The sequence below is a fragment of the Arenibacter nanhaiticus genome (assembly GCF_900141935.1).
GTDB lineage: Bacteria > Bacteroidota > Bacteroidia > Flavobacteriales > Flavobacteriaceae > Arenibacter > Arenibacter nanhaiticus.
The window spans coordinates 52162-70195 of record NZ_FQYX01000015.1 but is presented as its reverse complement, the minus strand read 5'-3'; the positions used below and the strand labels follow the sequence as shown (position 1 = coordinate 70195).

Sequence of the window (18034 nt, the reverse complement as noted above, 5' to 3'; positions counted from 1 at the left end):
CCCTAATGAAGAACTATTGTTAAGGGGACTTACAAATTTATAAGCCTAGTTGCCAATTTTAAAAGCAACTAGGCTTAAATTTATCTAGTAATTTAATGCAGAACGGTTGTCCCTAGAAAAGGAGATCGAAGAATTTCAGCGGAAAAAGGAGAAGGAAAATGAATTTTTCAAGGAAAAACTAGCACAACGACTCAGTCAGGAAACCGAAAAAATTCAACTTCAGACCAAAGAGAGCTTTGAGCTCGAACGGAAGGCACTTCAGGAAGAAAGCTGAAAATAGACTGCTGAAAACTCAGGAATTAGACCTCCTAAAACGAGAAAACCAATTAAAAGAACAGGCCGAGGAATTACAGCTCAACATGCAAAAACAACTTCTAGAAAGACAAAAAGAGATAGAAGAGAAGGCTAGGACCAAGGAACGGGAATCTATGACCCTAAAATAAATAGAGTGCCAAAAGCAATTGGATGATCAGAAAAAACTGATCGATGAAATGAAACGAAAGGCCGAACAAGGTTCCATGCAAATGCAGGGAGAAATTCAGGAATTGGCCCTAGAAGAGCTCTTGCGTACAACCTATCCGTTCGATGAGATCGATGAGGTAGCTAAAGGGGTGCGTGGTACCGATTGCATTCAAACGGTGGTGAATTCTTTGCAGCAATCTTGTGGTACCATCGTATATGAAAGTAAAAGGACCAAAAATTTCTCTAACGATTGGACCGATAAGCTCAAGCAGGACCAAATAACATGCAAGGCCGATATAGCGGTTATTGTTACCGAAACCTTTCCCAACGGTATGGACCGATTTGGAGAGAAAAATGGGGTGTGGATCTGTGGTTTCCACGAAGTGAAGAGTGTTTCTTTCGTGTTACGGGAAATGTTGGTGAAAACGCAAGCGGTGAAATCATCCGATGAGAACAAAGGCGATAAAATGGAGTTGCTTTATACCTATTTGACCAGTAATGGGTTTGTTCAAAATATTACAAGGATTGTCGAGAATTACGACGGTATGACCAACCAGTTGAATTCGGAAAAAAAGGCGATGCACAAAATTTGGGCTTCTAGGGAAAAGCAGGTATGGGTAGTTCAAGAGAATATATCGGCACTCTTTGGCTCTATAAAGGGCATTGCCGGTAAAGAATTGGCTACTGCTTCGGTCTTGGAATTGCCAGATACATCCTTTGAGGAATAGGGAGTACAAGCTTTGCTAAACAAAACCCAGCGCACTGCAAGTACCTTTTATTGGGAGCTGACAAATGAAGAGGGAGAAGCGCATTTTTTCCCAATAATAGGTACCTGTAGCTGAGCTTGGGCATAATGGATTATTTAGAGCTTAGGGCTTCTTTTTCAAACGAAATGCCATCCCAACCAGTCACCATAAAATTGCGAATATTCTGGTGGTCGGTACCTGTTGGATTTTTTAAGACATCATTTCTGTAATAAGAACCAAAACAAGCCAAGGTTTCCTCTTTGCTTAATTTGTGATGGGCGCCAAAAGAAAATATCTTACAGGAACCAGAATTTTGGCCGGCTTCGTTCACTAAGGTGCCATTGGTAAAGGAGGTAGGTCTAAAATTAAAATACTTCTCAATTACTTCTAATGTGTCGCTAAAAACGATCTCTTCTGGATTCGTTTTTAGTTTGGTAATAAATTCATGAACCGTCATGGCTTAGTGGATTAAAATTTAACCGCTAAAATTAAGATATCCCGAACAATTTAAGCCTTGGTTCGAGAATTATTTATGCCCTTTATTGCGCTAGTTTTTCTATCTTTAAGAAAAACAGAGATCTATGAAAGCTTTATTGTTCAGTTGCTTGTTTTGTACTTTGATGCCTCTTACGGCTCAAGAAGTAAAAGTCGAAATTCTTCCTGCAGAAATTCAAATTAAAACCGCTGTATTGCCGGCTCCTGATGCCGATAAGGATGGGGCAATGGTGTATGGTTACAATGCCGAGGGAACCTTGGTGGTGCTCCGGAAAGGAAGCAATAACTTGGTTTGTATTGCCGATGATCCAAGGAAGGATGGTATCAACGTGGCTTGCTATTCTAAAAAATTAGAGCCCTTTATGGCCCGTGGCCGCGAATTGAACCTTCAGGGGAAATCTTCCGAAGAAAGGGAAGCAATTCGGGAAAAGGAAGTGGCACAGGGCAGCTTAAAAATGCCAGATGTACCTAGTATGTTGTATGTGTATTATGGAAAGTCGTGAGATTACGATAAAACTACCGGACATCTAAATAATGGCAACTTTAGATATGTGATATACACTCCTTTTGCAACGACGGAGTCTACCGGTTTGCCGGCAAAACCCCATGCTCCAGGCATGCCGTGGTTGATGGATCCAGGAACGTATAGGGCGCATATTATGGTAGGGCCTTTTAATTAGTTTTAGGTCAATTCTTGCTGAGGTGATGTGCGGCCTTGGCTAGATAGCCATGCTCAAAAGGCTAATGGTCGCTTTGGTGTGTGCTTTAAAGGACACTGGTAAATCCAACCAATATTAAGTGTACCTTTGCCGGGTTTTAAATTTACAGATAATCATAGGGATATGGGTAGTAACGACCTGAAAGAAGAGCTGACACAGCAGTCACAAAATATTAGCTCGGAAGAAATAGATCATTGTATTTTCATTTTAAATAAATTGGTAGCTACCGGCTATGAAATTTTAGAGCTTCCAGAAGAAAAAAGAGTGGCTTTGCTAACAGCTGCCGGAAAACTCTCCAGACCTAGTAAGCACGAGTTTAAGCAGCGCAAAAAAGATGCTGCCAAAGCTGCCAAGAGAAAAATGATAGAGCGCGATAAGCACGCTCGTAAAGAAACCGGAATAAGGAGTGCCAGAGAGGCAGCGGTTTTTGTGGCCCCTAAATTATTGACGGCCCCAACACCGGAACAATTGGAGGGACGCGAATTGGAATCCCCAAGAAATTGCTATGTCTGCAAGACGGTCTATACTAAGTTGCATCATTTTTATGATACCATGTGTCCCGAATGCGGCGATTTTAACTATGCCAAACGCTTTCAGACGGCCGACCTTACCGGACAGGTTGCCATAGTAACCGGTTCTAGGTTAAAAATAGGATATCATATCACTTTAATCTTGTTGCGTTCCGGGGCAACGGTGGTAGCTACTACCCGTTTTCCGGTAGATGCCGCCTTGCGCTTTTCGCGTGAAGAAGATTTTCACAAATGGGGACATCGGTTAAAAATCCATGGCCTCGATCTAAGGCATATTCCAAGTGTGGAAATCTTTTGTAATTTCATTGAACAGCAGTATGACCGATTGGATATATTGATCAATAACGCGGCACAAACCGTAAGAAGACCGGCAGGATTTTTTCAGCACTTGATGAAAAATGAAGAAATGCCCTATCAATCCTTGCCTAGTTTTGCCAAGGAGCTTTTGGCAGATCACAATTTTTGCCTGAATGAATTAAATGCCTTGACAAAGGATACGGCCAGTCCACAAAACAATGCCTTGCCTGTTACTTGGCATGCGCCAGAACCAGGGATTGGGATTAGGGCTTCGGCAAAATTGTCGCAGATACCGTATAGTTTCGATAGTTCGCTATCGGTAAAAGAGGTGTTCCCAGAAGGCCAATTGGATGCCGATCTGCAACAGGTAGATTTAAGGAAAACCAATAGCTGGCGCCTAAAGTTAGGGGAAATAGAAACCCCGGAAATGATAGAAGTGCAATTGGTGAATGCGATTGCTCCTTTTGTCCTTTGTAATAGGCTGTCTAAGCTGATGCGTAAGGAGAATACCGGGAAAAAACATATTATAAACGTATCGGCCATGGAAGGTAAATTTCACAGGTTCTTCAAGGAAGACCGCCATCCGCATACCAATATGGCCAAGGCGGCCCTGAATATGATGACGCATACCTCGGCCTTGGATTTTGCCAAAGACGGTGTGTTTATGAACGCCGTGGATACCGGATGGGTCACCGATGAGGATCCTGCGGAGTTGTCTAAAAGAAAAGTAGAAATCCACGATTTTCAACCGCCCTTGGATATCGTCGATGGTGCCGCAAGGGTGCTCGATCCTTTAATTGACGGAATCAACACCGGGAAACATTGGTGCGGAAAATTTCTAAAAGATTATATGCCAATAGATTGGTAGCCGTTGACTAGATTCTTTGAAGCTATTTTATTAAATTTGATACAATAGCTCACTGGATTATGGAAGCCTACGCAAAAGCCTTGTTATATGCCATACCTTTTTTTGTGCTTTTACTGAGCATGGAAATAGGGTATGGCTTTTTTGTTAAGAACCAGAAACACCGCCTTATGGATTCGGTTTCCAGTATTAGCGCTGGCCTGACCAATATTATAAAAGATTCTCTGGGATTGGCCGTCATTGTTATTTCCTACCCCTTTTTAGAATCACATTTGGCCCTCGTTACCGTAGAGGCTACATGGTTGGTGTGGGGCATTGCATTTCTGACCTTGGATTTTGCTGGTTATTGGAACCATCGGTTGAGCCATAGGGTGAATATATTTTGGAACCAACATGTAATTCATCATAGTAGTGAGGAATTTAATCTGGCCTGTGCCCTGAGGCAACCGGTATCTAATTTAATAGGATACTTTTCCTTATTCTTAATTCCAGCTGCCATTTTTGGCGTTCCATCTGTGGTTATTGCGGTGTTGGCGCCAATACATCTGTTTGCACAGTTTTGGTATCATACCCAACATATAGGTAAAATGGGGTGGGTAGAGTATGTCCTGGTGACGCCTTCCCAACATAGGGTACACCATGCTATTAATCCCGAATATATCGATAAGAATTTAGGACAGATACTCTGTATATGGGATAGGATGTTCGGTACATTTCAGGAAGAATTAAAGGAAGTTCCACCTCAATATGGGGTGTTAAAACCGGTAGCCACTTGGAATCCTTTCCGAATAAATTTTCAGCATTTTTGGCGACTCTCCCAAGATGCCTGGCACACCCGTAAGCTTTGGGACAAATGCCGGATATGGTTTATGCCTACCGGTTGGAGGCCTCTAGATGTTCAGGAAAAATATCCGGTGACCATTATTAATGACGTATACCGATTTAATAAATATCGGCCGGTGGCTTCTAACCTCCTAAAAGGGTATGCGGTTTTTCAGTTGTCCGTTGTTCTGTTGCTAATGATGTTTATGTTTTTTAACTACTCGGAAATTGGTTTTAACGGCCTTCTTTTATACGGTGGATTCCTGTTTTTTAGCATTTATGGGTATACCGCCCTAATGGATAGAGATAAATATGCGCTCGGCTTAGAGACTTTCCGCGCCGCGCTAGGAATTGGAATTGTTCTATATTCCGGGGATTGGTTTGGGATAAATACCCTTGTGCCTTCGGCGGCTTTGGCGGTGTTGGCTTATTTGGTGCTTACTGTGGTAGGGGCCGTTTATTTTACATACCTCGAAAAACATATCGGTTTGGATAGTTCTAAGGGGTAGTGGGGGGTGGAGTAATAGGTGGTATACTGCGTTCCTTACTGCAATAAACAAGAATAGCCTTGTGGCGCTTGTAATGTTCTTAAAATTAATGCCTTGGATTATTATTTTTTGGGCGTTCCCCTATAGGGTCGCTCTTTCCGCTGTATCTTTTTTAGAAGTCCTATGGCCTCCTAAAAAAGGATGCCGCTGCAATAGCTAACGCGGGGTGTCAATAAGCAATTGGGAATTATGTTCGTTTATAAAATAGGTTGACCATCCGAAAGCCATGTTCATACATAGATATTAAGGCTTTTTAAAGGTCATGTGTAATTCGCAAAATTGATTTTGTATGCGCAACTAGTTTTCGGACATGTTTATTTCAAATTCCATTCATCATGACTTTAAATCGTGCTTCCCCTTTCTCGTTGGCCATCCGCTACTTGTTACATTTTCCCATTGGTTCATTAAATACGCGTTAGGGACCGCGGCGGCATCCCCGAAGCGAAGCAAGGGATATAGCCAAGGGCCCGCCCGACGAAGGAGGGAACGCCCAAATTAATAGGCTGAATAGACATAGGGGAGGTAGTATGTAACTGCTGGAGTATGATAAACAGCACATAAAAAAAGCAAGAGTGGAGTTACTCTTGCTTCTTAATTTCTTTTTTGACCAGGAGAATGTATTTTTCCATAGCTTCTTCAATGCTGACGTTTTTAGCCTGAATTAAGGCATTTGCTTTAAAGGCATTGATCAAGGGTGTTTTACTTCCCGGGTGACTAGAATTTCGACTGGCAATTTTAAAATATGCGTACAATTTTAATAATAAGTCTGCTGGTAAAGGATCTGTGTAGCCATTGACAAAATTGACCGCTTCTAAAAACTCTTCTTGTAATTTATCAGTCTTCATTTTCCTTTTTAATCCTAGTAGTTGCTATACACGTTTTGGCGCCAATAACCTTCTGGTTTAACTTAACCGTAATGGCAGCGTCCAAAGGTAAGAACAAATCTACTCTTGAACCAAATTTAATAAACCCGGCATCGTCTCCTTGTTGAACACTTTCGCCTACTTCGGCATAGTTGACAATACGACGCGCCAAGGCACCGGCAATTTGGCGATAAAGGACATCTCCAAATTTAGGGGTATTAATAACGACTGTTGTTCTTTCGTTTTCCTCGCTGGCTTTTGGGTGCCAAGCCACTAAATACTTTCCAGGGTGGTATTTGGAGAATTTTATCTGTCCACTAGCAGCATATCTTGTGACATGTACATTAATAGGGGACATAAAGATAGAAACCTGAATACGCTTGTCTTTAAAATATTCGTTTTCCTCAACTTCTTCAATTACAACTACCTTGCCATCTACAGGAGCCAAAATGTCATCGAAGGACTTGACAGGCTTGCGGGTGGGGTTTCTAAAAAATTGTAGAATTAGAATTAAAATTACTAAAGCTAAAATTTGAACGCTCATTTGTAACCAGGGGAGGGTTATAAATTGGTTTGCCAACAATACAGTAACAGCCACTAACAAAAAGGTAGTGATAATAATTCTTTGGCCTTCTTTATGAAACATGGGTAAAAATAATTAAAGTTAAATATGCAAATGGTGCAGCAAACACCAAACTATCCAATCGGTCGAGCATTCCTCCGTGTCCCGGTAAAATAGCTCCGCTATCTTTTACTCCTGCGGCCCTTTTAAACTTAGATTCAATCAGATCGCCCAAACTACCCGTTAGCACAATGACAGAAGCGAGTATTAGCCATTGAATAAGAGAAATGTTGGTTTCGTACTTAGACATAAAATAGGCGCCAATCAGCGCAAATACAAAGCCCCCCACAGTGCCTTCTATAGTTTTCTTTGGGGAAATAGAGGGGAATAATTTATGTTTCCCTATGCTTTTTCCCACCAAGTAGGCAAAGGTATCGTTTATCCAAATAAGAATGAACACTCCCATGATTAAAAACTGGGCAAAATCATTATCCTTATAAGGTATCATCGTTAGGAAAATACAGCCTCCGCCAATATAAAATAGGCCAATGAAAAATTTTTGGATGTTTGTAAATAACTTGTCCTTACCAGAAAACAGGTAATACAATAGTATAAAGTTAACGCTAATTGTAGTCAGCATCAGTAGGTTGATCAGGATTTTGTCCTGAACAAGGTAGATGTAGGCCCACCATAGGGCTAAATATGCGACAAAAATATAGTAGCCTCTTAATTTAACCATCCGTTTATACTCGTACAAACAAATAAGGCCGAAGGTCATAAATAAAAAGTCAAATGCATCGGAGCTTAGGAATATAGCAGAAAGCAGTAAAAACACATATACTGCACCCGTAAGTAGGCGCCTTAAAATTTCTCTCATGTTATAGGTCTTCCAGAAGTAATAGATAAAGATTTTTAGAACTACTTCCGTAAGTTAAGAAATCATCTGAATTATCGGGCGTGGGCTGGAAATGTTTAATAGTCGTAATATTTGTTGGAATAGAATTCTTGTATTTCTTTTTTATAATCTTTAATCCTTCTCCAATGTTTTCTATCATTTGGCTGGTCGTAGCAAAGACAATTAAATTAGAAGGTAAATCGTTCAGTTTTCTTTCCCTTAATTGGTTTTCACTCACTAAAATAGAACCGTTTTGAGCTATTAAATGCTCGCAGGTTGTGAAAAATACATCGCTTTTATTAGGCTTATCGGTGAAATTAATATCTTGACTGGAAAATTTTTCTATCAATCTTGGATCCATTGAGAAGAATGTCTGGTCTTGCCATTCGTTCTCAATGATTATTTGGTCCAAGGTGCTATAAATTTCTTCAATAGAGTCGCAATAAATGAACTTTCCGCCGTTTTGTTTAAAATTCATAGTGAACTTTTCGTCAACTGGGATGTCCAATGCGGGCATATGCATGCCTCTAGTTTCCACAGTTTCTTTGGGAACTTTCTTTTTTCCTCCCCCGAAAAGCATATTATATAATTTCTTCAAAATTAAAAAGAGTTCTTATTAAGTACTCATAAACCATTAAAAACAAATAAATTACTGGTTTATTTTTCAGGTTCTGATTCAGTTTCCGATTCGGTTTCCGATTGCAATTGCTCTTGCTTGGATTTTTCTTCCAATTCTGCTTCAGCTTCCAATTGATCTTTTTCAAAAGGTCGTTTTCCGAAAATCTTTTCCAAATCGTCCTTAAATATAACTTCTTTTTCTAACAAACGCTCTGCTAGCTCTGTAAGTTTATCTTTATTGTTCGATAATAACTCTATAGCTCTTTTATATTGTTCTTCAATAAGCTTAGAAATTTCCTTATCAATGGTCAAAGCTGTCTGTTCACTATACGGTTTAGAAAAGCCATATTCGTTCTGACCTGAGGAATCGTAATAGGTTAAGTTTCCAATTTCATCATTCAGGCCATAAATGGTGACCATGGCTCTTGCTTGTTTGGTTACCTTTTCTAAATCGCTCAATGCTCCTGTAGAAATTTCGTCAAAAATCACTTTCTCTGCAGCTCTACCGCCCAAGGTAGCACACATTTCGTCCTTCATTTGATCTGGACGCACAATTAAGCGTTCTTCTGGTAAATACCAAGCGGCTCCTAAAGATTGGCCCCTAGGTACAATAGTAACTTTTACCAATGGAGCGGCGTGTTCCAGCATCCAGCTTACCGTAGCATGTCCTGCTTCATGGTAGGCGATGGTCTTTTTCTCTCTTGGTGTTATTATTTTGTTCTTTTTCTCTAATCCACCAACAATTCTGTCTACGGCATCCAAGAAGTCTTGTTTGCTAACAGCTTTCTTTTCTTTACGGGCCGCAATCAAAGCCGCTTCATTACAGACGTTGGCAATATCGGCACCAGAGAAGCCTGGAGTTTGTTTCGCCAAGAAATCTACATCTAGGGTTTCTGATGTTTTAATAGGTCTTAAATGAACCTCGAAGATCTCCTTGCGTTCTCTGATGTCTGGTAAGTCTACATAGATCTGTCTATCAAATCTACCAGCTCTCATCAAAGCCTTGTCCAAAACATCGGCACGGTTGGTGGCCGCCAATACAATAACATTGGTATTGGTACCAAAACCATCCATTTCTGTCAATAATTGGTTAAGGGTATTTTCTCTTTCATCGTTAGATCCGGTGAAATTGCTCTTTCCTCTAGCTCTACCGATGGCATCAATCTCATCGATAAAGATAATAGCAGGGGACTTGTCCTTTGCTTGTTTGAACAGGTCTCTTACCCTGGAAGCACCGACTCCTACGAACATCTCGACAAAATCTGAACCAGAAAGGGAAAAGAAAGGTACTTTAGCCTCGCCCGCAACAGCCTTGGCCAGTAAGGTTTTTCCTGTTCCCGGAGGGCCTACCAATAAAGCTCCTTTAGGAATTTTACCACCTAATGAGGTGTATTTATCTGGGTTCTTTAGGAACTCTACGATTTCTTCGATTTCTTCCTTTGCGCCTTCAAGACCCGCAACATCTTTAAAAGAAGTTCTGGTGTCTGTCTTTTCGTCAAAAAGTTTTGCTTTAGATTTACCTATGTTAAAGATCTGTCCGCCTGCACCACCACCGGCACCACCAGACATTCTACGCATAAGGTATAACCATATCCCAATAATAAGTACAAATGGCAATAGGGTGATAATAAAGTCAGTCAATAAGTTAGATTCTGACTCAAAAGTCACAACGGTTCCAGTTAGCTCATTGTCTTCCTTGATCTTATTGATCGTTTGTTCAAAAATGGCCTGATCCCCATAGTTGACAATATATTGTGGGGATGCCGTAGCGCTTAATGAAAAGGGCTGGCCAGAGACATCTTTATGTACATCTTTTGCCAAGGCTTCTTCCGTTAGGAAAATTTTTGCCTGATGGGTGTTTATGATCGCCTGGATCTTGCTAATATCCCCATTTCGAAGATATTCCTGAACTTCGGAAATACTAGCTTTTTTGGTGTTGGTGAAATTACCGCTACCAAAAAATTGAAAACCAATTAATAAAATTGCTATTAAACCATAAATCCACCAAGTGTTGAATTTTGGCTTATTTGGAGTTGAATTGTTGTCTTTTGCCATTATATGTTTTTACTGATTGAAACTACTTTCAATGGAGGTTACTTTGGCATCGCCCCAAAGTCCTTCAATGTCATAATAAGATCGCGCATGTTTTTGAAACACGTGCACGACGACATTTACATAGTCCATTAATATCCATTCGGCGTTATCGGATCCTTCAACATGCCAAGGCTTGTCATGGATAGCCTTGCTTACTGTTTTTTGGACGGAGCCTACTATGGCGTTTACGTGGGTGTTGGAAGTACCATTACAAATTATAAAGTAGTCACAAACCGTATTTTCAATTTCTCTTAGATCAAGTATATTTATATCGTGCCCTTTAACATCTTCTATTCCAGTTAAAATTAAAGCAATTAACTCATCTACACTACTTTTTCTATTTTGCATTCAAAAAATTTAATTTTTACAAAGTTATTGTTTTTTTGTTTTTTTAACTATTGTTTTTAACAATAGATTATAGAATTTTCCATAAGATTGTACATGCAATTAATCAAACTTAGTGCCACAGATTCGACAAACGCCTTTTTAAAGGAATTGTTGTCGGTACAAAAACAGGCCGATTTTACTGTAGTTACTACGGATGCCCAATTAAATGGCAGGGGGCAAATGGGCACAACTTGGGAGGCAGAGCCTGGTAAGAATTTAACTTTTAGTGTGTTAAAGAACCTTGAATCGCTAAAGGTTGCCGACCAGTTTAATTTAAACATAGCGGTTTCCATAGCTATTTATGAGGTGCTAGCGCAGTATCAGGTGCCAAATTTGAGGATAAAATGGCCTAACGACATTATGTCAGGTCATTCCAAAATATGTGGAATTCTTATAGAGAATATATTATCTGGCCACAATATACAGTCGGCTATTATCGGAATTGGTCTAAATGTAAATCAATTAGAATTTAATGCCCTGCCAAATGTGTCGTCCTTAAAGTTATTGATGGGGGTGAATTTTGATCTAGAAGAATTATTGTATGCCATTGTAGCAAAATTAAAGGCGCTTTTTATAGCTTTAGAACAAAAAGGAGGCGCTAAACTGAAGCCCTATTATGAAAGTCTATTGTTTAGAAAAGACAAGCCCTCGACCTTTAAGGATGAAAATGGGGAGCTGTTTATGGGCTTTATTAATGGAGTGTCCGATTCTGGAACGCTTATAATTCTTTTGGAGGACAATATAAAAAAGGAGTTTAATTTAAAAGAGGTAAGGCTTTTATATTAAACTCCTGAAATTACTTAAGAAATAGCTACGCTGTTTAAAGCTTGCTGAGATTGTCCGATAAAGTTCCTATGAAATTAGTGATAGGCGATTTAATCATCATAGCCATCATAGGGTTAAAATCGCCTTCAAAGCTAAGGGATACTTCGCTTTGGTTGGCATCGATCTCCTTAATGTCCGCAGTAAGGGTAAATGGCAGATTTTCGCTGGCCGCACCCAATACCACCTGGGAGTTTGGAGTTTCTTGTTTTTTTTGTAAAACAATCTCCGGCATCCCTTTTAAGGCAAAAAGAAATCTGTTTTCGTTCAAAATTTCAAATTTGCTAATATTTTCAGGCATCAATTTTTCGAAATTTTTAATATCACTAAGAAAATCAAAAACTTCTTTGCTGCTTTTTGATACCGTTTTAATGGGTGTTTCTAAATGCATAATGTTATTGTTTCCAGGTTGAAGGATTGCTTTTCCACTCTAAAAGAGTATTTAATTGCTCTTCCTTAATGTAGTTGGTGTCCGAAGCTTGTTGAATTAAATGCTCGTAATCGCTTAAAGTATGTAAGTCTAAATTGCTGTTTTTAAAGTTTTCGTTCGCAACATCAAAACCATAAGTAAATATGGCAATCATTCCTTTAACGTTGGCGCCACTGTTTTTTAGGGCTTCAACGGCGTTTAAACTGCTTTTTCCGGTACTGATCAAATCTTCTATGACCACTACGTTTTGGTTGGGCTCTAAATGCCCTTCTATTTGATTTTGACGACCATGGGATTTTGGTTCGGGCCTGACATATACAAAAGGCAAACCTAAGTATTCGGCTACCAACATCCCAATTCCGATAGCTCCCGTAGCAACTCCGGCGATGACATCGGGTTTTCCATATAGGTTTTCCAGCTGTTTTGCCATTTGCTCTCTTACGTAGTTTCTTATTATAGGATAAGAGAGAATAATCCTATTATCGCAATAAATTGGAGACCTCCATCCTGAAGCCCATGTAAATGGATTTTCAGGATTCAACTTTATTGCATTAATTTGTAGCAGAAGTTCTGCTGTTTTTTTCGCAGTGTCTTTATCTAAAATCATAACGCAAATGTATAAAGTTTTTGTTAATGAGTCACCTTTGATTTTAACAAATAAGCTGTCAGACGCTGCAAATAATAAATATTTTTTATTAAACGGGGCTGCTATTAATGAAGCCATAGATTCTTTGGTGAATAAAAAAATAGGTCAGGCTTTTGTTTATCATCCTAACCATGAGGAGATTTTGAAGAAATTTTCCAAGAAAATACCGATTGTAGTGGCTGCGGGAGGGGTGGTAACCAACAAAGAAGGCAAAGTTCTTTTTATCTATAGGAACAATAAATGGGACTTGCCCAAAGGAAAGCTCGATAAGGGTGAATCTATTGAGGAGTGTGCTATTAGGGAAGTTGAGGAAGAAACTGGCGTAAAAGGCCTGAAAATCGAGAATTTCCTTAGAACTACCTATCATTTGTTCAAACGCAATGGAGTATATAAGTTAAAAGAAGTTCATTGGTTTGCGATGAATACTACTTACAAAGGCGAACTTACCGGTCAGCTTGAAGAAGGGATCGAAAAAGTAAAATGGAAAGGACCTAAAAAAATAAAAAAGGCTTTGGAAAATTCCTATGCCAATATTAGGATTCTTTTCGAAGATTAAATTTTTATTCCTTTAAAATCCGGTATATAGGGTATTGCATATGTGCCGGTTCATAATATGGTGACTGTTTATATATCCAGTCTAGTTGGGAGTACCAGCTATTTGCAAAGAGGCTGTCATTTTCTTTCTTAGTGAAAAAAACCTCTTTTAGTTGTGGGTCTTCTTTTAAGAGCTCGGAGGCTACATCCTCGAATACATAAGGCGAAAATCCTTCCTTTTGTTGCAGGATGGCATCGAAGAAATTCCAATTAAAAAAAGAATCGGTTGCCTCTGGTTCTAGGGTTTCTAGTAAATAGCGCATCCCTTTTTGATTGGTCGGTACTATAATATCACCGGCAGAAAAGGTTATTTTTTTGCGGCTAGGGGTTATTTCGGTATTGTAATGTGGGTAGTGACCTTCGTAAGGCTGGTTGTAGGTATTATACTTTTTGATTTTATAAGCCTCAACGGTGATACTGCTGTCTTTTTTTAAGGTTTCAAAACTTATTTGGTTTACCCTAAATAGTTCAAGAATCTTATCCAGGCCCTTTTTTAGGATATAGGCCTTGGGGATTTTTACCGTCTTGGTAGGGGTGAAATAATTTTGATACTCGACTTCTTTTGTAAAAGGTTTGTCCCGGTTGTATTTAAGCCTGGGAAAACCGGTGACTTCGCTAGGGATGATATCGGCATCAAAACCTTTGAACCGAAGGGTGGTGCTTTTGGTGGTATCAATTGCCCATTGTAGCGGGTAGTCTTGTTTTTCTAGGTAAGCGTCAAAGGTTCTCTCCCTTAACCGTTTTATTTTATTAGTATCGCGATCCGCAATCTCCAACATCTTTGTCATCAGCACATAGGTGGCTTCTACTCTTTTGGGGTAAGGCTTAAGCATATGCGTCTCGACCATTAACCCTAGGGTATTCCACAGGCTTGTATAACCGGTAGAATATCGTGGGTAATCCATGAACTGCGAAAAGCCTTTTTCAGGTACTTCATTAAATACGTTGACGTAGGGTGTTATATCCCATTGCGCTTTAGCCAATGATTTTTCAAGGGAAGGCATCATCTCCTTGTGGATGTATTCGCCCAATACTCCGTCCAATTTATTGTGTTGAGTGAAAAGATGTGTGAGGGTATATTGGTAATCGGCGCCATTACTTACATGGTTGTCAATAAATATGTCGGGTTTTGTCATGTGAAAAATGGTAGCAAAACTGTGCATATTTTTGGTGTCCGTTTTGATAAAATCGCGATTCAGGTCGTAATTGTTGGTATTTCCCCTAAAGCCATAAGATTTGGGGCCGTTTTGGTTGGCCCTTGTAAAGGAGTTTCTCTTTAGTGCCCCACCAATATTGTAAATAGGAATGGTGACGACCACAGTATTTTTTGGAGAGGTGATTTTTTTTAGGGCCAAATCCCTGAAAAGCATCATAGTGGCATCAATACCATCACTCTCTCCGGGGTGTATGCCGTTATTGATTAAGATTACAGTTTTGGTTTTGCCTATTTTTTGGAAGTTAAACTCCGATTCTGGGTTAAAAGTCACCATATGTAGCGGTAAGCCGCTATCTGTACTTCCTACTGTCCGTATGCCAACTTGGGGAAATTCTTTCGCCAGCGCTTTATAAAAGGCTATGGTTTGGTCGTAAGTGGCCGTTTCTTCGCCCTTGCTTTGTTCAAAAACAGTTTTAAAAGTAGTGGTCTCCTTAGTGTCCTTTTCGTTGCAAGAGGAAAAATGAAAAAGTAAACATAGGGAAAGGAGGAGTCTCTTCAAAGGTGGGGTGTTTATGTGTTGGTATATCTAAATAGCTTTGGTGATTTCTTCAATTTCAGATCTTCGGATGGGTTTGCTATTAAAGGCAATGCGATGATGGGTCAAAGATTTAAAATTTTCCGATTTTTCTTTGTCGTACTGGTCAATAGAGGAAGTAACAATATTGATATTGATGTTTTTGGAGATAGGCAAGGAGATAAACGCCTCTAAAAACTCCCAACCGTCCATTACAGGCATATTAATGTCCAAGAAAATCAACTCTGGTAAATGGGAATTTTCAATGATTATTTTCCTGATTTCATCAATGGCAGTCTGACCGTTTTTAAACTCAAATATGTGATGACAAACTGCTACGGAATGTAATATTTTTTTTATTCCATACACGGTTATTGGGTCGTCATCAATAATGAAAATTGTATTAATGTTCTTCATTAAAGTATAAATTAAAGGTGGAGCCAATATCTATTTGGCTTTGTGCGTTAATTTTACCTCCCATGGCTTCTATTTGGTTTTTAACAATAAACAAACCTAGTCCTTTGGTACTGGTATTATTGTGGAATGTCTTGTACATGCCAAATAATTTATGGCCATTTTTTTTCATATCAATGCCCAAGCCATTATCTTCAATTTTAATCTGAGTATAATTTTGAACATAATTGACACTAATTTTAATAACTGGGGCTATATGTGGCTTTTTAAATCTAACGGCATTGGTTAAGAGGCTTAAGATTATGGAGTCAAAATAAGAAGGAACCACATTTATAAAAACACCATCTGGAATTTCACAGATCACAGTTGCTTTATTTTCATCCAATAAGGTAGAAATATTTTTTAAAATTGAATGAATCTTTTCGTTTATATTTATTTTTTTCTTTAACAAGATTTGCTCACTGCTAATAGTCACTATGTCATTCAGGTTGTGAAGGGTCTCCATTAGGTTGTCCGAAGATTCCCTTAGCATCTTCATGATTCTTGCCTTTTCTTCTTCATCTTCTTCATTGGTCAGGAAATCGAGCAACATGGAAAAATTTGCCGAATGGGACCTTAGGTTGTGAGAAACGATATGGGCAAAATTAATGAGTTTTTTATTTTGTTGGGTAGTGACGTGATTGAGGGTTTTTAGTTCCTTTTCCTTCTTTTTAAGGTCGGTAATATCCATATTAATGCCTACTAAACCGGTGATTTCACCATTTTCGCCCTTTAAGGGAATTTTAGATGTTAAAAAGGTCGAAAAGTTTCCGTCAGCATGCTTATGGACTAGTTCAGTATTCAAAGATGGGGTTTGGGATATCATGACCTCCAAATCGTGTTCACGATATTTTTGAGCCGTTTCTTTATCGAAAATATCAAAATCGGTTTTCCCGATAATATCAGAATCGCTATGAAATCCGCAAAATTCCAGTTCGGATTTATTGGCTAAAATTTTTCTGAATTTTGTGTCCTTGATATGAACTTGTATCGGAATATTATTGATTAAGGTCCTTAATAGACGTTCATTGGCTTTGGTTTTTTGTTCCTTGTGTACAAAGTCCGTAATATCTTGGGTTAACACGATCAATCCGGCATATTTTCCACTTTTGTAAAATGGCTTTCCGGAAACCATTACCCATTTTAAACACCCCTTTGCGGTGATAATCTGTAATTTTTCGTTCCAAGACGTTTTGTTTTCCGTCGCAGAATAGATGGCCATAGAAATGGTGTTCCTGTCGTATCCCGGCTTGAAAAAATCGATGATATTGTTCAGGTCTAATTCAAAATGTTCATCTATTTCCAAGATGTTTCTGAAGACCTGACAGCCAATGACCGTTTCTTGGTTTTTTATATACTCCCAATTTCCTATTTTTCCTGAAAGAGAGGTTTCTTGAAGCAGGAATTCTAACTTTTCCTTTTCTAACTCACTTTTTAGTCTTTGCCCCACATCTTCGGTTTGAACGATGGCGCCAATAGCATTCTCATGTTCATCGAACCAAGGGGAATAAGACCACTCAATATATCTTTCCTTAAAAGTATGGTCTGTGTATAGCTCTATGTTGGGTTGTGGCTGTTGGCCGCGAAAACATTCTTTTAAGGAGTTTAAGGTAGTGTCTTCTAATTTTTTAAAAAGTTCTTGAAGGGTTTTGTCAACAACTTCACCCTTGTTAAAATTTAATTCTTGAGTCCATTTGTCGGCCGCAAACACTACCTTAAAATCCTTGTTTATAAAGGCTGTTGGTGTAGGTAGTTGCCTGATTAATATGTTGTCATTGGCTTTGAGGGGGGATCTCAACATGATTAATGGTTTCTGTAAAATTAGTTAGAATTTATAAATAATTGGAATTCTTTGTTGTGAACTCAATATAATCAGTGGTTTAGTGATAAATTACACAAAAAGGGGTGTTTTTTTTAAAAAAAAACTTTATAGACAATAGCCCTGGTTCTAAAATTCATTTCCATCGTACTGAATCTGGGACCAGTCCGGTATAGTCGCCATTATTTCTAATAACATCCCTAACGATGGAAGAACTGATGTATGATTTTCCCGAGGAGGTCAGCAAAAATACGGTTTCTATTTCGGATAGTTTTCTGTTGGTGTGTGCGATGGCTTTCTCAAATTCGAAATCCGCAGGATTTCTCAATCCTCTGAGAATAAAGCCAGCATTGATTTTTTTACAAAAATCTACCGTTAAGCCCTCGTAGGTAAGGACCGATATTTTTGGTTCGTCCTTAAAAGCTTCGGTGATGAATTTTTTACGTTCTTCTAGGGTAAACATATATTTTTTATCCGAATTGATGCCGATGGCAATCACCAGTTCATCAAAAAGAGTAATGCCTCTTTGAATAATATCGGCATGTCCTAAGGTTAACGGATCAAAAGAACCTGGAAATACTGCACGTCTTATCATTGATTTTTCTTTTTAGGGCGAGCACCTGACACTGGAATTGAG

The 18034-nt window shown here is 39.0% G+C and carries 21 protein-coding genes; 8 read left to right on the top strand and 13 right to left on the bottom strand.

From position 1 onward, the window contains the following. Positions 1-106 precede the first annotated feature (106 nt). Genes BUA16_RS18660 through BUA16_RS10550 form a run of 3 tightly spaced genes read left to right on the top strand, consistent with a single transcriptional unit; the run spans position 107 to position 1190 of the window. Positions 107-274, top strand: coding sequence for a hypothetical protein (locus tag BUA16_RS18660; protein WP_178338872.1), 168 nt, complete (start codon positions 107-109; stop codon positions 272-274). Next, positions 237-443: a hypothetical protein gene (locus BUA16_RS18390; RefSeq protein WP_143150492.1), complete on the top strand. Its 207-nt coding sequence runs from the start codon at positions 237-239 to the stop codon at positions 441-443. Before BUA16_RS18660 ends, BUA16_RS18390 begins: the two co-directional genes overlap by 38 nt. Continuing rightward, positions 444-1190, top strand: a complete 747-nt coding sequence (locus tag BUA16_RS10550) for a DUF2130 domain-containing protein (protein ID WP_317045394.1) — start codon at positions 444-446, stop codon at positions 1188-1190. Positions 1191-1320: 130 nt separating this feature from the next. Here BUA16_RS10550 and BUA16_RS10545 read toward each other — a convergent pair whose 3' ends face one another. Further along, positions 1321-1665: a HopJ type III effector protein gene (locus BUA16_RS10545; RefSeq protein WP_072764713.1), complete on the bottom strand. Its 345-nt coding sequence runs from the start codon at positions 1663-1665 to the stop codon at positions 1321-1323. 124 nt (positions 1666-1789) lie between these two features. Between BUA16_RS10545 and BUA16_RS10540 the strand changes: the two genes are divergently transcribed. The 3 genes from BUA16_RS10540 (at position 1790) to BUA16_RS10530 (ending at position 5445) form a co-directional block, all read left to right on the top strand. Then, complete coding sequence (locus tag BUA16_RS10540) at positions 1790-2206, top strand: hypothetical protein (protein ID WP_245795549.1); 417 nt, start codon at positions 1790-1792, stop codon at positions 2204-2206. Between the two features lie 339 nt (positions 2207-2545). Further along, the gene (locus BUA16_RS10535) at positions 2546-4117 is read left to right on the top strand and encodes an SDR family NAD(P)-dependent oxidoreductase (protein WP_072764712.1); all 1572 of its coding nucleotides are present in this window, start codon (positions 2546-2548) and stop codon (positions 4115-4117) included. A 59-nt stretch (positions 4118-4176) separates the two neighbouring features. After that, a complete protein-coding gene (locus BUA16_RS10530; RefSeq protein ID WP_072764711.1) occupies positions 4177-5445 on the top strand; it encodes a sterol desaturase family protein in 1269 nt (422 codons plus the stop codon). 617 nt (positions 5446-6062) lie between these two features. Here the strand turns inward: BUA16_RS10530 and BUA16_RS10525 are convergent. From BUA16_RS10525 to rsfS, 6 genes are all read right to left on the bottom strand, one after another. After that, complete coding sequence (locus BUA16_RS10525) at positions 6063-6329, bottom strand: acyl-CoA-binding protein (protein WP_072764710.1); 267 nt, start codon at positions 6327-6329, stop codon at positions 6063-6065. Continuing rightward, complete coding sequence (locus BUA16_RS10520) at positions 6319-6993, bottom strand: phosphatidylserine decarboxylase family protein (RefSeq protein WP_072764709.1); 675 nt, start codon at positions 6991-6993, stop codon at positions 6319-6321. The genes BUA16_RS10525 and BUA16_RS10520 overlap by 11 nt, the downstream gene beginning before the upstream one ends. Continuing rightward, entirely contained in the window at positions 6983-7786 is an 804-nt protein-coding gene (locus BUA16_RS10515; RefSeq protein WP_072764708.1) for a phosphatidate cytidylyltransferase, read from the bottom strand. The genes BUA16_RS10520 and BUA16_RS10515 overlap by 11 nt, the downstream gene beginning before the upstream one ends. 1 nt (position 7787) lies before the next feature. After that, entirely contained in the window at positions 7788-8384 is a 597-nt protein-coding gene (locus BUA16_RS10510) for an LUD domain-containing protein (RefSeq protein ID WP_072764707.1), read from the bottom strand. A gap of 77 nt (positions 8385-8461) precedes the next feature. Next, on the bottom strand, positions 8462-10477 hold the full coding sequence (gene ftsH / locus BUA16_RS10505) for an ATP-dependent zinc metalloprotease FtsH (protein ID WP_072764706.1): 2016 nt from the start codon (positions 10475-10477) through the stop codon (positions 8462-8464). 9 nt (positions 10478-10486) lie between these two features. Further along, positions 10487-10864 carry a ribosome silencing factor gene (rsfS, locus tag BUA16_RS10500; protein ID WP_072764705.1) on the bottom strand — a complete coding sequence of 126 codons (378 nt, stop codon included), beginning with the start codon at positions 10862-10864 and terminating at the stop codon, positions 10487-10489. A 93-nt stretch (positions 10865-10957) separates the two neighbouring features. Here rsfS and BUA16_RS10495 point away from each other — a divergent pair, with 93 nt between their 5' ends. Beyond that, positions 10958-11689 (top strand): biotin--[acetyl-CoA-carboxylase] ligase, encoded by a 732-nt coding sequence (locus BUA16_RS10495; protein ID WP_072764704.1) that lies wholly within the window; start codon positions 10958-10960, stop codon positions 11687-11689. Between the two features lie 34 nt (positions 11690-11723). Here the strand turns inward: BUA16_RS10495 and BUA16_RS10490 are convergent, their stop codons facing one another. Continuing rightward, a complete protein-coding gene (locus tag BUA16_RS10490) occupies positions 11724-12116 on the bottom strand; it encodes an orotate phosphoribosyltransferase (protein ID WP_072764703.1) in 393 nt (130 codons plus the stop codon). Between the two features lie 4 nt (positions 12117-12120). Beyond that, complete coding sequence (gene pyrE, locus BUA16_RS10485; protein ID WP_072764702.1) at positions 12121-12762, bottom strand: orotate phosphoribosyltransferase; 642 nt, start codon at positions 12760-12762, stop codon at positions 12121-12123. A gap of 7 nt (positions 12763-12769) precedes the next feature. Between pyrE and BUA16_RS10480 the strand changes: the two genes are divergently transcribed. Beyond that, the gene (locus BUA16_RS10480) at positions 12770-13357 is read left to right on the top strand and encodes an NUDIX hydrolase (RefSeq protein WP_072764701.1); all 588 of its coding nucleotides are present in this window, start codon (positions 12770-12772) and stop codon (positions 13355-13357) included. A gap of 4 nt (positions 13358-13361) precedes the next feature. On the opposite strand, the gene BUA16_RS10475 is transcribed toward BUA16_RS10480, so the two are convergent. From BUA16_RS10475 to coaD, 4 genes are all read right to left on the bottom strand, one after another. Beyond that, positions 13362-15110 carry a M14 family metallopeptidase gene (locus tag BUA16_RS10475; RefSeq protein WP_072764700.1) on the bottom strand — a complete coding sequence of 583 codons (1749 nt, stop codon included), beginning with the start codon at positions 15108-15110 and terminating at the stop codon, positions 13362-13364. A 27-nt stretch (positions 15111-15137) separates the two neighbouring features. Next, positions 15138-15542, bottom strand: coding sequence for a response regulator (locus BUA16_RS10470; protein ID WP_072764699.1), 405 nt, complete (start codon positions 15540-15542; stop codon positions 15138-15140). Next, complete coding sequence (locus BUA16_RS10465; RefSeq protein ID WP_072764698.1) at positions 15529-17379, bottom strand: PAS domain-containing sensor histidine kinase; 1851 nt, start codon at positions 17377-17379, stop codon at positions 15529-15531. The genes BUA16_RS10470 and BUA16_RS10465 overlap by 14 nt, the downstream gene beginning before the upstream one ends. Positions 17380-17533: 154 nt before the next feature. Continuing rightward, on the bottom strand, positions 17534-17989 hold the full coding sequence (coaD, locus tag BUA16_RS10460) for a pantetheine-phosphate adenylyltransferase (protein WP_072764735.1): 456 nt from the start codon (positions 17987-17989) through the stop codon (positions 17534-17536). Positions 17990-18034 lie beyond the last annotated feature (45 nt).